This window comes from Rhizobium sp. Nf11,1 (genome assembly GCF_050587665.1).
In the GTDB taxonomy this organism is placed as follows: domain Bacteria; phylum Pseudomonadota; class Alphaproteobacteria; order Rhizobiales; family Rhizobiaceae; genus Rhizobium.
Genome location: NZ_JBOBHU010000005.1, coordinates 222,248 through 235,881 on the forward strand (window position 1 = coordinate 222,248; position 13,634 = coordinate 235,881).

Here is a 13,634-nt window from a genome sequence, read left to right on the forward strand (position 1 = left end):
GCCACAAGTGAGAGCGTAGCGCGTTCAGTTCGGTTTGTTTTCGTCGTCGGTTTTAGAGCAGGATGCCGGAAATTGCCGACAGCCTCAGATCTTCCTGAAGGTCAGATAGGCCGAAGAGCGGCCCTCGCGGCGTGCCTTGGCCTCGTAGCGCGTGCTCGGCCAGCCCTCATAGGGGGTCAGCCAATCCGCCGCATTGTCGGCCAGCCAGTCGAAGCCGCCATGGTCGCGGCATTTGATCAGCGTCCAGTTCACATAGGTGTCGATGTCGGAGGCGAAGCAGAACAGGCCGCCGGGCTTCAGCACCCGGTGGAAGCGGTCGAGATTGGTCTTCGAGACGAAGCGGCGTTTCCAGTGCTTCCGCTTCGGCCAGGGATCGGGATAGAGCAGATCGATGTGGTCGAGCGAAGCGTCCGGCAGCCAGTCGAGCAGTTGCGTCGCATCGTCATTATAGACGCGAATGTTCTGCGCGCCCGTCTGGCCGACGCGTGACAAAAGCTTCTGCATCGAATTGACGAAGGGCTCGACGCCGATGAAGCCGGTGGACGGGGTCTCCAGCGCGCGATGCATCAGATGCTCGCCGCCGCCGAAACCGATTTCCAGCCGCAATGTCTTGACCGGAACCGGAAAGAGGGAGGTCAGCGGCTCCGGGGGAGCCGCCGAGAGATCGATGAGGAATGCCGGGAGCAGGCTATTCAGCGTTTCCGCCTGCTGTTCGCGCAGGGCCTTTCCCTTGCGGCGACCGAAAAAGGCTTCGGTCGCCCGTCCCCGGCGCTCCATATCCGTCATGCAGCGACCTTGGTCTTGACGGCTTCCTTGAGCGCCTTGACGAGGTCGGTGCGCTCCCAGGAGAACGAGCCGTCGCGGCCAGCCTTGCGGCCGAAATGACCATAGGCCGAGGTCTTGGCGTAGATCGGCTTGTTGAGGTCGAGGTGACGGCGGATGCCCGACGGCGACAGGTCCATATTCTGGCGGATCGCCGCTTCAACCTGGTCTTCCGACACACCCTTGCCGGTGCCGTGCAGGTCGACATAGATCGACAGCGGCTGAGCGACGCCGATGGCGTAGGAGAGCTGGATCGTGCAGCGGTCGGCGAGGCCGGCGGCGACGACGTTCTTGGCGAGGTAGCGGGCGGCATAGGCAGCCGAACGGTCGACCTTGGTCGTGTCCTTGCCGGAAAATGCGCCGCCGCCATGTGGAGCCGCACCGCCATAGGTGTCGACGATGATCTTGCGGCCGGTCAGGCCCGCATCGCCGTCCGGTCCGCCTATGACGAACTTGCCGGTCGGATTGATGTACCACTTGCAATCCTCGGCGATCTTCAGTTCACCGAGCGCCTCGCGAATATAGGGCTCGACGACGGCGCGGACCTTCTTGGAATCCCAGCTCTCGTCGAGATGCTGGGTCGAAAGCACGATCGAGGTCACTTCCGACGGCTTGCCGTCGACGTAACGCACGGTCACCTGGCTCTTGGCGTCGGGGCCGAGCTTGGCGACTTCACCGTCGCCCTTCTTGCGGGCCGCAGCAAGCAGCTGCAGAATCCTGTGGGAATAATAGATCGGAGCCGGCATCAGGTCCGGCGTTTCCTTGCAGGCGTAACCGAACATGATGCCCTGATCGCCGGCGCCCTCGTCGCCCTGCTGGTCGGCGGCGCTGTCGACGCCCTGGGCGATATCGGCCGACTGCGAGTGCAGCAGCACGTCGATCTTTGCCTTCTTCCAGTGGAAGCCGTCCTGTTCGTAGCCGATATCCTTGATGGCGCGGCGAGCAGCGGCCTTGAACTTCGAGGGATTGATGACGTCCTTGCCGTCCTTGTCCTTCTTCATCAGGCTCGGCGGCAGGCGGACCTCGCCGGCGATGACGACGCGATTGGTCGTCGCCAGCGTTTCGCAGGCAATGCGCACGCCCCACGGATTGACGCCGGTCTTGGCCGCTTCGCGGTAGACCAGATCGACGATCTCGTCGGAGATGCGGTCACACACTTTGTCCGGATGACCTTCGGCAACAGATTCGCTGGTAAAGAGATAATTCGCGCGCATTCCGGGATTCCCCTCAAAGAATAAAAGCCAGCTAGTAGGTACTCAGTTCGAGCGCTGATGACAAGCGCACAAGGACATAAATATATCTTTATATCTGCGGCGATGTGACAAATTTTGCCCGAAAAACGCAAAAAAAGCGGCCTTTCGACCGCCTTTCCTATTTTGCGATGAGAGCTGGATCAGTCAGCGTCGGCTTCGGCAGCGAGCGCCTTGACCAGTTCCACGACCTTGCGGCGTACCTTGGGATCGGAAATCTTGACGAAGGCACGGTTGAGCTGCAGACCCTCCGAGGAGGAGAGGAAATCGACGACGTAATTCGAGCTGGAGGCTTCGGCCATGCCGCCGACGGCGCCGGCATGTTCGCCGGGCGCATCTTCGAAGAAGAAGGAGACCGGAACATTGAGGATGCTCGAGATGTTCTGCAGACGGCTTGCGCCGACACGGTTGGTGCCCTTCTCATATTTCTGGATCTGCTGGAAGGTGATGCCGAGGCTTTCGCCAAGCTTTTCCTGGCTCATGCCCAACATCGTCCGGCGAAGGCGAATGCGGCTGCCAACATGGATGTCGATCGGATTCGGCTTCTTCTTATTTTCAATCATGGTCGTGCCCTAGCTACGAATTTCTGTTTCCAACCGGCATGCCCCTGATCCATCCCAAAACGCCACGTTGTAAGCGGCGGGAACCCGCCGATAAACATACGTTAAGAACGCCGATTGACACCACTATGCAATTTTAGGGGTTTTTGGTCAATTCAACCCTAAAATAAAACCTCCGCGTGAAATTAGCGCAATCAATATCAGCAGTGCTTCGGTCAACCAGAAGTATGTCTGAAGGGGGTATGTGGTTCCGAACCCATTGCCGAACCCATCAACAGTTGCATCAATAAAGCCGGTCTCACCAAGACCGAGGCCTGCGATGATTTCCCCATGCGCGTTCACGAGTGCCGATATGCCGTTGTTGGCGTCGCGAATCAGCGGCAGGCCGGTCTCGATTGCCCGCACCCGCGCCTGCTGAAAATGCTGGTAGGGTCCGGGCGTGATGCCGAACCAGGCATCGTTGGTGAGGTTGAGGAGCGCGTTGGCATCCACGATGTCGCCGGTCATTTCGCCCGGAAAGATGATCTCATAGCAGATCAGCGGGTAGAGATTGAGGCCGCCGGGCAGCGCCAACAGGTGCCGGGTTGCGGCGGCCGAAAAGCCGCCCGGTATCTCGACGACGTTCTGGATGCCGAGTTCGGTGAGGATGTCCTCAAAGGGCAGATATTCGCCGAAAGGCACGAGATGCACCTTGTCGGAGGCGGCGATGATCTGGCCGCGGCCGTCGATCACATAGATGGAATTGTAGTAGCGCACCGGTGTGCCGGGCCCTATCTCCTCGGCGCGCACTGCGCCGGCGATCAGGATCTGGTCGTCGTCGAGCGTATCGGCGATCCGCGTCAGCGCATCCTGGTTGTCGGTGAGGATGAAGGGGATCGAGGTTTCCGGCCAGACGATGATGTTGGGTTTGCGTCCGCCATTCCTCGGCGCTTCGGCCGAAAGCTTCAGATGGGTCTCGAAGATTACATTGCGGTCGGCGTCGTTGTCCATCTTCGCCGCCTGATCGATGGCCGGCTGCACCAGCCGCACCACGGGCCGCTTGTCCTCGGGCAAGGGCTGCGGCCGCGGCGCCAGATGGAGGGCATAGGCGCCGTAACCGAGATGGGCGGCAAACAGCAGGGCGGCGAGCGCAATTCCAGGCTTCGCGCCCTGTCGCGTCCCGATCAGCGCCGGGGCGGAAAAGACGAAGACGGCAAGTGTCGTCACCCCCGTCACGCCGATCACATGCGCCGACTGCATCATCAGCGGAACGGGCATCAGGCCGTAACCGATGGCATTCCAGGGAAATCCGGTGAGAATCACGCTTCGAAGCCATTCCATCAGGCCGAAACCGGCCGCAAGTGCGGCGATCCGTCCCATGCCGTCCGACCAGACGATCCGGGCAAGTGCAGTCGCCAGCCCATAGAAGACCGCAAGGCCGGCCGGCAGTCCGAGGACTGCCAGGGGCAGTGCCCAGGCAAATTCCTCCGAATCGACCAGCAAGGCATGGCCGATCCACCAGAGGCCGGCGACGAAATAGCCGAAGCCGAACAGCCAGCCGACGGCAAAGGCCGGCCATAGCCTGCCGATCAGGCCGCTTTCAGGAGAAGCCGCCGCCCCGTCGAGCAGCCAGACGAGCAGCGTGAAGGAGAGAAACATCGCAGCGAAAAAACCGAAAGGCGGCAGCGCCAGAGCGGCGAATGCTCCAGCGGCGACGGCCACCAACGACCGTTTTAACCCCCAGACGAGGATAACCCTGTCCGCAAGCCGCTCCATGCGCACTCCCATCAAACCGCGAATCAACCCATGCGCAGTCTTTCAAAAAAGCGGCTCTTTGTCCTGTTTCCGCAACGGCCCTGAAAGGCGACCCGATTTTCGTACTGATGCCTAGTTCGTGGTCGATTCGGCCGGCCGGTCGTCGCCGGTCTCGGATCCGGGCGTGATGTCGCCAGCCTCCTTGGCGCGGCGGCGGATCGCGTGGCGCTTGCGGGTGATGCGCAGCCGCTTGATGCGGCGCGGATCTGCGTCAAGAATATGGAATTCGAAGTTCGGCAGGGCCTGGACGACTTCGCCGCGAACGGGGATGCGGCCGAGCGCGGAGAAGATCAGCCCGCCCAGCGTGTCAACCTCGTCGACCTGTTCGCTGATGTCGAAATCCGGTCCGATCGCTTCAGCGATCTCTTCCAGCTCGACACGGGCGTCGGCGACGAAGACGTCTTCGGCGACGCGCTTGAACATCACCTCTTCGTCGTCATGTTCGTCGTCGATGTCGCCGACCACCATTTCGACGATGTCCTCGTGCGAGGCGAGACCGTCGGTGCCGCCATACTCGTCGATGACGAGCGCCATCTGCGTACGGTTCACCTGCATTCTGCGCAAGAGGTCGGAGGCCAGCATCGACGGCGGCACGAACAGGATCTTGCGGATGATGCCGGCCTCGGCGAGCGTCTTCTGCAGGTCGACCCGGGCAAGATCGAAATTCGGCTTGCTCGAGCGCGGCGGCTTCTGGATGTTCTCCGGCGCGACTTCGATCGCCGGGGCTGCAGCGGCCGGCTTTGCCGGGCCACGGCGCTTGTTGCGCGCCTGCTTGGCGACGTAGGAGAGCAGGTCGCGGATATGCACCATGCCGCGTGGGTCATCGAGCGTATCGGCATAAACAGGCATGCGCGAGCGGCCGGATTCCTCGAAAAGGATCATCAGCTCGCCGATGGTGATATTTTGGTCCACCGCCTCGATATCGGCGCGCGGCACCATCACGTCGGCGACGCGCACCTCGCGAAAGCGCAGGATATTGTGCAGCATCGCCCGTTCATCGGGCGAAAAAGCGTCGTCGCCGGCCGCATCGGTCATCAGCGCATCTGCAAGATCCTCGCGCAGTCGCGAGCCCTGCTGCGGGCGGAGAATGCGGGCGGCGCGCGACCAGAAGGATTGGGATCGGCCGGATGGCCGACTACTACTGCCGACCTCATCCGAAGAAGAGGATGGCTCGGAGTCCTTGGCGTCTGCCGCCGGCTTCGTCGTAAAGTCGCTCATGGTTCCATTTTAAGGTCTTGACCCTCGTAGGGATCAGATAGGCCGAGCTGCGCCAAAATGCGAGTCTCCAGCCCCTCCATAATTTCGGCTTCGGCATTATTCATATGGTCGTAGCCGAGAAGATGCAAGAAACCGTGCACCAGAAGATGGGTCAGGTGGTCGTCAAAACTCTTCTCGAGTTCCTGGGCTTCCCGCTCCACCGTCTCCCGGGCGATGATGATGTCGCCGAGCATCGGCCCGGGCAGCTTGCCGCGCTCAACCGGAAAGGCCGGGAAGGAAAGGACATTGGTCGGCTTGTCCTTGCCGCGCCATTCGGCATTGATGTCCTGGATTGAGGCATCGTCGGTAAAGACCAGCGAAACTTCAGGCGGCATCTTCGGGAAGGGCTGCTTCTCATTGTCGCGAAGATAGACCGCGGCGGCCCCGAGCACACGCTCGCAAAAAACCAGCAGCGTTTCCTCGCCGGGCCAGCCGATATTCTCGATGCTGATCTGGATATCGAGTTCAGCCATCAGTCCTGCCGACCGACGTCTTCGGCTTCGACAAGATAGGTGGCGTCATAGGCTCTGACGATGCGCCCGACCAGCGGATGGCGCACGACGTCGGTGTCCTTGAAGCGCACGATCGAGATGCCCTCAACGCCGTTCAGCAGCTCCAGGGCCTCGACGAGACCGGATTTGACGCCCCGCGGCAGGTCGATCTGGCTAGGGTCGCCGGTGACGATCATGCGGGCATTTTCGCCGAGACGCGTCAGGAACATCTTCATCTGCATCGACGTCGTATTCTGCGCTTCGTCGAGGATGATGGCGGCGTTGGCGAGCGTGCGGCCGCGCATGAAGGCGAGCGGCGCAATTTCAATGACGCCGGCGGTGATGGCCCGATCGACCTTGTCGGCCGGGATCATATCGTAGAGCGCGTCATAGAGCGGGCGAAGATAGGGGTCGACCTTTTCCTTCATGTCGCCGGGCAGGAAGCCGAGGCGCTCGCCGGCCTCGACGGCCGGGCGCGACAGGATGATCTTTTCGACCGCGCCGCGCTCCAGCATCTGGGCGGCATGGGCGACGGCGAGATAGGTCTTGCCGGTGCCGGCCGGGCCGACGCCGAAGACGAGCTCGGCGCGCTCCAGCGCCCTGATATAGGCGTCCTGCGTCGGCGTGCGGGCGATGATCGTCTTCTTGCGCGTCGAAATCTGCGCCATTGTCAGCTTGGCCTTGCGCTCCATGGTGGGAAGGCTGAGCTGATCGTCGGCGGCGACCGCCATGCGGATTGCGCCCTCGACGTCGGATCGTTCCACGCTGCCGCCTTTCTGAAGCTTTTCATAGAGATAATCGAGCGTGCGCCGCGCCTGATTGGTGGTCACGACATCGCCCGATATGACGACGGAATTGCCGCGTGCCCGCGCATCGATATTCAGCCGCTCCTCGAGCAGCTTTAGATGCTGGTCGAACTGCCCGAAGAGTTCGCTGGCGAACCGATTATTCTCGAACGTCAGGACGAAGTGATTGGTGTCGCTCGGCGTGCGGGGGTGGCGCGGTGAAGAAGAAACCAATTCTTGTCCGTTCAAGCGGTCGGGCTCCTTGGGTTAGACCGTAGCCTCTGCGCGTTCGGCAAACAGGCTGTTCGTTCCGGTTCCGGTGATTCGCACTTTGATAATGTCACCGATTTGCGATGCTTTTGCATCAACATTCACGGATTGAAGCCAGGGAGAACGTCCGATCAGCTGACCCGGCATGCGGCCGGGCTTTTCGAGCAGTAGATCGATCTCCTTGCCGATGCAGGATTCGGCAAATTCCTGCTGCTGCTTCAAAAGAAGCACTTGCAGGCGTTCCAGCCGTTCTGCCTTGATCTCTTCCGGCACCTGGTCCTTCAGTTCCGCGCCGGGCGTGCCCGGCCGAGTCGAGTATTTGAACGAGAAGGCCTGCGCATAGCGCACTTCCTCCACAAGTCTGAGTGTATCCTCAAAATCCTTGTCTGTCTCCCCCGGAAAACCGGTGATGAAATCGCCCGATAGCGCGATGTCCTGACGCACGGCGCGGATGCGCTCGATCAGACTGAGATATTCGGCCGCCGTATGACGGCGGTTCATCGCCTTCAGGATTCGGTCGGAGCCCGATTGCACCGGCAGGTGCAGGTAGGGCATCAGCGCCCGGAGGTCGCGATGCGCCTCGATCAGCCGGTCGTCCATGTCGCGGGGATGGCTTGTGGTATAACGCAGCCGCGCCAGGCCGGGGATCTCGGCAAGCCGGTAGAGCAGGTCGCCGAGGCTCCATGCCTCGCCACGCGGTCCGGCGCCATGCCAGGCATTGACGTTCTGGCCGAGCAGGGTGATTTCGCGCACTCCGGCTTCGACGAGCTTTTCGGCCTCCTCGACGATCTGCGAGACCGGCCGCGATACTTCCGAGCCGCGCGTATAAGGCACGACGCAGAATGTGCAGAACTTGTCGCAGCCCTCCTGCACCGTCAGGAAGGCGGTGACGCCGCGGGCGCGGATCTTGCGGCTCTCGGCAATCGGCAGATGCTCGAACTTGTCCTCGATCGCATATTCCGTATCGACGACGCGCTGGCCCTCTTTGGCCCGGCGCAGCGCCTCCGGCAGGCGGTGATAAGTCTGCGGCCCGATGACGACGTCGACAGCCGGCGCCCGGCGCAGGATCTCCTCACCTTCGGCCTGGGCGACGCAGCCGGTTACGCCGATCATCATCTCCCGGCCGTCGGCTGCCTTCTTCTTTTTCATCTCGCGCAGCCGTCCGAGCGCCGAATAGACCTTCTCGGCCGCCTTCTCCCTGATATGACAGGTGTTGAGCAGAACGAGATCCGCCTGTTCCATGTCTTCGGTCGGTTCGTAGCCGTCGCGGGCAAGCGCATCGCTCATGCGCATGGAATCATAGACGTTCATCTGGCAGCCATAGGTCTTGATGAAGACCTTGCGGCTGTTGCTGCCGTCACGGAGAGAAACCTCCGGGGCCTGAAGAAGGGCGTTATCCTGTGTCATGGCGCGCTATTTAGTGGTTTTTGCCGTCGGAGAAAAGAGACTCTCGGCTCACCCGACATTGCGCCCGCGCAGGCTTGTGTTGAGAAGGCTGCGGATGCGCGAGGCGATCGTCGCGCTCACCTCTTTGCGATTGCTCTCGGCGCGGTATTCCACCGCCTCGCCGAAGGAAACTTCGGCGTCGATGGCGCCGCATCTGAGGATGTCGATCAGATGCGGCAGGAGCTCGATATCCCCCGGCCAGGCAGCGAGCGGCCGGTGGTAGCGCCCCATCGGAATGCCATGCACTCTGGTATAGGCAACGGCCACCGGCTGCACCACGACGGTTCCCGTCGGCGAATAAGGCACCGCCATCGCGGCAGCGCCGAACAGCGACGACTTGACCTCAAGCAACCGGTTGCCGTCCGAGGTCGTGCCCTCCGGAAAAAGCACGACGATTTCCCCGTCGGCCATGCGCCCGGCGATCTCATATGCCTGATGGCCGGTCTTGCGCCTTTCCTCGCGCACAACGAACACGCTCTTCTGCAGCTTGGCGAGCGTGCCGAAGATCGGCCAGTCTCTGACCTCGATCTTGGCAATGAAAGCGACGTCGGCGACGGCCGACATGACCATGATGTCAAGCCAGGACGAATGGTTGGAGCAGAGCATCAGCGGTCGGCGGTCTTCCAGCCTGCCCGTCACCCGGACGCGGATGCCGAGACAATAACAGATGATACGGTGCCAGACGCGCGGAAGTCTGCGGCGCAGCCGCCAGTCGAAACGCAGGGCCAACAGCTGCAGCGGCATGAGCACGATGCTGACGGCAAGGATGACGACCGCAGCGAAGGCAATGCGCAGCCAGGCGATCAAATGCGGCACTCCCGGGCGGCCATCGCTTCAGAGATCTTCCTTCTTCAACGGAATGCCGTAGAGCTCCAGGCGGTGGTCGACCAGCTGGAAGCCGTGCTCGCGGGCGATGCGCTCCTGCAGCGCCTCGATCTCAGGTGAACGGAATTCGATGACCGTGCCGGTCTTCAGGTCGATGAGATGGTCATGATGCTCTTCCGGCACCGTTTCGTAGCGCGAGCGCCCGTCGCGGAAATCGTGGCGGGCGATGATGCCGGCATCCTCGAACAGCTTGACGGTGCGATAGACCGTGGAGATCGAGATTTTCGCGTCGACCTTCACAGAACGGCGGTAAAGCTCTTCGACGTCGGGATGGTCTTCGGATTCTTCGAGGATGCGCGCGATCACGCGGCGCTGCTCGGTCATGCGCATGCCGCGTTCGGCGCAAAGCTCCTCGAGGGTCTTGGCTACGTCGGTCATGGCCCGCCTTCAAAAGTAATCGCGTTTCCACAATGCCTGCACGGCGTTTGCGCCGGTCCGCATGTCCTGCTCTGCCAGGGAACTATCGAAGAACGCGCTTCATGACAAGCGCCGTGGAAGGGGCGCCGTTTTCCTGCTTGTAGTAGCCCTGGCGCTCGCCGACCTTTTCAAAACCGAGCTTGCGGTAGAGGCCGAGTGCTGCCGTATTGCCGCTGTCGACCTCAAGAAACATGCTCTCGCCGCCACGCGCCCGCGCCTCGCGCATCGCCGCCTGCATCAGCCGCCAGCCCAGTCCGGCACGGGCGGCTTTCGCCTGCACGGCAATCGTCAGGATCTCGGCTTCGCCGGCGACTTGGCGGGCAAGGATAAAGCCGGGAAGCGGCTTTTTCAGGATGGCGTTGGTCTGGCGCGCGACGAAGCCGAAAACAGTCTCCTGCGACAGCAGGCTGTGGAATTCGCCGTCGCCCCAGGCCTGGGCGAAACGCTCGCCATGCAGGACGGCGACGTCGCGGCAATCCTCGCGCTCCATGGCGATGATTTCGAATTCCGGCTTCAGCGTCAGATAGGCTTCCAGCATGTCACACTCGTCGCGCAATCGCATATCCGGCCTGCGGCTTGGCATCCGGTCCGCGCAGATAAAGGGGCTTGGGCTTTCCGGCGTCGGCAGGGGCCGCAGCCCCCAGACGCGCGACAATCGAAATCGGAAAGACGTTGGGGTGGTCGCCACCGGCGCCGGCCTTCAGGAGCGGCGTTGCCGAACCGGTGATTTCACCATCGAAGCCGGCGGCGAAAGCCTGAGCCTCGGCAACGCTTGCCGCCCGCGGCTGATCCAGCGGGGAACCATCGGCGGCGAAGGACTGGAGATAGATTTCGTCCCGCTTGGCGTCCATCGCCGCCAGCACGGCACGGCCCGGCGTCCTCGCACGCTGGGCTGATGCCATCACCTCGAGCGTGGTGACGCCGACGACGGGCACATTGAGGGAAAGCGCAAAACCCCGGGCTGCGGCAACGCCGACGCGGATGCCGGTAAACGAGCCGGGGCCGATGGTGACGGCAAGGCGGTCGACGTCAGAAAGCGTGACACCCGCCTGATCCAGCGCGCGATCGACGATCCCGATCAGATGTTCAGCATGCCCCTTGCCGATCATGTCCGATGCCTCCCCCAGCACCGTATTCCTGCCGCTGTCATAAACGGCGGCAGCGCAATCCACACCTGCCGTGTCGAGCGCCAGAACGATCATGCCATCAATTTCCGAATAAACTGTTTGTCGCCTAACCATAGACCCTCCGGCCGAACCTGAGATGAACGGCCGGAGCGAATTTGAAATTCTTAAGCGGCAATCACTTCCTGCACTTCGGGAACGAAATGGCGCAGCAGGTTCTGGACGCCGTGCTTCAGCGTCGCCGTCGAAGACGGGCAGCCGGAGCAGGAGCCTTTCATGTTCAGATAGACCTTGCCGTCCTTGAAGCCGCGGAAGGTGATGTCGCCGCCGTCCTGGGCGACGGCCGGACGCACACGGGTCTCCAAAAGCTCCTTGATGGTCAGCACGATCGACTCGTCGCCTTCATCAAAGAACTCGTCGCCGGCATCGGCATCTTCGGAAAGGATGGAAGCATCACCCATGACCGGCTTGCCGGACATGAAATGCTCCATGATCGAGCCAAGGATAGCCGGCTTAAGATGCTGCCATTCGGCGTTGTCCTTGGAGACGGAAATGAAATCATAGCCGAAATAGACTCCCGTGACGCCAGGAATTTCGAACAGGCGGGCGGCGAGCGGCGAGGCTTCAGCCTCTTCGGCGCTGCGGAATTCGGCGGTGCCGTTTTCCATGACAACCTTGCCCGGCAGGAACTTCTGTGTGGCGGGGTTCGGCGTGGCTTCGGTCTGAATGAACATCTGGCTCTCCATGTGACAGGCTCGAGACCTCGGCCGTCTTTAGAATTCTTCCAAAGAAGATAAGCCCATTGCCCAACCTAATCAAGAGACTTGTACTCAAGAAATAGGCTCAGCAGAGGGCGTCGATTTCCTCATTGGTCAGCGTATCCGGCAGGACAGTGACCGGGATCGGAAACGCCGCCGCGCGTCCGGCGACCGACGAAACCAGTGGTCCGGGACCTTCCTTTGCCGAGCCGGCGGCAAGAACGAGGATCGCCACATCGCGGTCTTCTTCGATCACGGCGTTGATCTGCTCGGCGGCACTGCCTTCCCGGATGACGACCTCAGGCTCGATGCCGATCGTCTCGCGCACGATCTGGGCGATCTTGGCAACCGTTGCCTCGGCTTCCTCGCGCGCCTCGGCCCGCATGATCTCCTCGACGCCGAGCCATTGCTGGAAATCGCCGTTGGGGATCACATAGAGCAGCACCAGGCCGCCATTGGAATTCTTCGCGCGCCGGCCGGCATAATGAACGGCGCGCTGGCATTCGGGTGTCCCGTCGATCACCGCCATGAATTTTCGGCGGTGGCCTTCGAGCCGTGAGAGTCGCTTCGATACCATGGGGCGGACTCTGACACCCGAAGCGGAAAAATTGCAAGCGCAGTTTTTGGCGCCTCTGCCTCTGGGGATTCCCTTGTTCCCCGAAGGACAGGGCGTTGTCTCAGTACAGGAAGCCGATGACGTCGCGCACCTGCTTCATCGTCACTTCGGCACGCTCCCTGGCGCGTTCGCCGCCCTTGCGCAGGATCGCGTCGATATGGCTGGTATCGTCCATCAGCCGGCGCATCTCGCCGGTGATCGGCGCCAGCACATGGATGGCGAGATCGACCAGCGCCGGCTTGAAGACCGAGAATTGCTGGCCGCCGAATTCGGTAAGCACCTCGGCCTTCGATTTGTCGGCCAGCGCGGCATAGATCGCCACCAGATTGTCGGCTTCCGGACGGCCCTGGAGCCCGTCGACCTCGCTCGGCAAACCGTCCGGATCGGTCTTGGCCTTGCGGATCTTCTTGGAGATCGCCTCTTCGTCGTCCATCAGATTGATGCGCGAAAGGTCGGAAGGATCGGATTTCGACATTTTCTTGGTGCCGTCGCGAAGCGACATGACGCGCGGCGCCGGTCCGCCGATCAAGGGTTCGACCATCGGAAAATAGGCATGCACCGGCTCGTCGCCGACGGTGATGTTGATGCCGTAGCCGCTCTTGCGAATATGCTCGGCATAATCGAGGTTGAACTTCATCGCGATGTCGCGGGCAAGCTCCAGATGCTGCTTCTGGTCCTCGCCGACTGGCACATGGGTGGCGCGGTAGACGAGAATGTCGGCGGCCATCAGGCTTGGATAGGCGTAGAGGCCGAGCGAAGCCTGCTCGCGGTCCTTACCGGCCTTGTCCTTGAACTGCGTCATGCGGTTCATCCAGCCGATGCGCGCGACACAGTTGAAGATCCAGGCAAGTTCCGCATGCTGCGGCACGGCCGACTGATTGAAGACGATGTGCTTTGCCGGGTCGATGCCGGCGGCGATGAAGGCGGCGGCGATCGAGCGCGTCTGGCTCGGCATGTCCTCGTGCACCAGATGGGCGGTGAGTGCATGCATGTCGACGACGCAGTAGATGCAGTCATTGCCTTCCTGCAGCGCCACGAAGCGGCGGATCGCACCGAGATAGTTGCCGAGATGCAGATTGCCGGTCGGCTGCACGCCGGAGAATACGAGTTTTTGGAATTCGCTCATGTCGTCCTCAATAGGCTGGTGGAGGGCCCCAGG

The 13,634-nt window shown here is 61.8% G+C and carries 15 protein-coding genes; all 15 read right to left on the reverse strand.

The annotated features are described in order from the left end of the window. Nucleotides 1-84 precede the first annotated feature (84 nt). The gene (gene trmB / locus ACQ7C1_RS10495) at nt 85-786 is read right to left on the reverse strand and encodes a tRNA (guanine(46)-N(7))-methyltransferase TrmB (protein WP_085776716.1); all 702 of its coding nucleotides are present in this window, start codon (nt 784-786) and stop codon (nt 85-87) included. Beyond that, a complete protein-coding gene (gene metK / locus ACQ7C1_RS10500) occupies nt 783-2,036 on the reverse strand; it encodes a methionine adenosyltransferase (RefSeq protein WP_085776717.1) in 1,254 nt (417 codons plus the stop codon). The genes trmB and metK overlap by 4 nt, the downstream gene beginning before the upstream one ends. A 179-nt stretch (nt 2,037-2,215) precedes the next feature. Next, nucleotides 2,216-2,635: a helix-turn-helix domain-containing protein gene (locus ACQ7C1_RS10505; protein ID WP_064707753.1), complete on the reverse strand. Its 420-nt coding sequence runs from the start codon at nt 2,633-2,635 to the stop codon at nt 2,216-2,218. Between the two features lie 147 nt (nt 2,636-2,782). Further along, complete coding sequence (gene lnt, locus ACQ7C1_RS10510; protein ID WP_430958225.1) at nt 2,783-4,387, reverse strand: apolipoprotein N-acyltransferase; 1,605 nt, start codon at nt 4,385-4,387, stop codon at nt 2,783-2,785. Nucleotides 4,388-4,498: 111 nt separating this feature from the next. Next, nucleotides 4,499-5,644 carry a hemolysin family protein gene (locus ACQ7C1_RS10515; protein ID WP_085776718.1) on the reverse strand — a complete coding sequence of 382 codons (1,146 nt, stop codon included), beginning with the start codon at nt 5,642-5,644 and terminating at the stop codon, nt 4,499-4,501. Further along, on the reverse strand, nt 5,641-6,156 hold the full coding sequence (gene ybeY / locus ACQ7C1_RS10520) for an rRNA maturation RNase YbeY (protein WP_097599452.1): 516 nt from the start codon (nt 6,154-6,156) through the stop codon (nt 5,641-5,643). The genes ACQ7C1_RS10515 and ybeY overlap by 4 nt, the downstream gene beginning before the upstream one ends. Continuing rightward, a complete protein-coding gene (locus ACQ7C1_RS10525) occupies nt 6,156-7,208 on the reverse strand; it encodes a PhoH family protein (RefSeq protein WP_085776720.1) in 1,053 nt (350 codons plus the stop codon). The genes ybeY and ACQ7C1_RS10525 overlap by 1 nt, the downstream gene beginning before the upstream one ends. An 18-nt stretch (nt 7,209-7,226) precedes the next feature. Then, nucleotides 7,227-8,636 (reverse strand): tRNA (N6-isopentenyl adenosine(37)-C2)-methylthiotransferase MiaB, encoded by a 1,410-nt coding sequence (gene miaB, locus ACQ7C1_RS10530; RefSeq protein WP_183700525.1) that lies wholly within the window; start codon nt 8,634-8,636, stop codon nt 7,227-7,229. 48 nt (nt 8,637-8,684) lie between these two features. After that, nucleotides 8,685-9,482 (reverse strand): lysophospholipid acyltransferase family protein, encoded by a 798-nt coding sequence (locus ACQ7C1_RS10535; RefSeq protein WP_430958226.1) that lies wholly within the window; start codon nt 9,480-9,482, stop codon nt 8,685-8,687. 27 nt (nt 9,483-9,509) lie between these two features. Next, nucleotides 9,510-9,938, reverse strand: a complete 429-nt coding sequence (locus tag ACQ7C1_RS10540) for a Fur family transcriptional regulator (protein ID WP_085776722.1) — start codon at nt 9,936-9,938, stop codon at nt 9,510-9,512. Nucleotides 9,939-10,020: 82 nt separating this feature from the next. Further along, nucleotides 10,021-10,515, reverse strand: a complete 495-nt coding sequence (locus tag ACQ7C1_RS10545; RefSeq protein ID WP_430958227.1) for a GNAT family N-acetyltransferase — start codon at nt 10,513-10,515, stop codon at nt 10,021-10,023. 1 nt (nt 10,516) lies between these two features. Next, the gene (gene tsaB / locus ACQ7C1_RS10550; RefSeq protein ID WP_085776724.1) at nt 10,517-11,179 is read right to left on the reverse strand and encodes a tRNA (adenosine(37)-N6)-threonylcarbamoyltransferase complex dimerization subunit type 1 TsaB; all 663 of its coding nucleotides are present in this window, start codon (nt 11,177-11,179) and stop codon (nt 10,517-10,519) included. Nucleotides 11,180-11,268: 89 nt separating this feature from the next. After that, complete coding sequence (locus ACQ7C1_RS10555) at nt 11,269-11,835, reverse strand: NifU family protein (RefSeq protein WP_064693562.1); 567 nt, start codon at nt 11,833-11,835, stop codon at nt 11,269-11,271. A gap of 109 nt (nt 11,836-11,944) precedes the next feature. Further along, on the reverse strand, nt 11,945-12,436 hold the full coding sequence (locus tag ACQ7C1_RS10560; protein ID WP_011423764.1) for a universal stress protein: 492 nt from the start codon (nt 12,434-12,436) through the stop codon (nt 11,945-11,947). A gap of 100 nt (nt 12,437-12,536) precedes the next feature. After that, nucleotides 12,537-13,601, reverse strand: coding sequence for a tryptophan--tRNA ligase (trpS, locus tag ACQ7C1_RS10565; RefSeq protein ID WP_430958228.1), 1,065 nt, complete (start codon nt 13,599-13,601; stop codon nt 12,537-12,539). Nucleotides 13,602-13,634 lie beyond the last annotated feature (33 nt).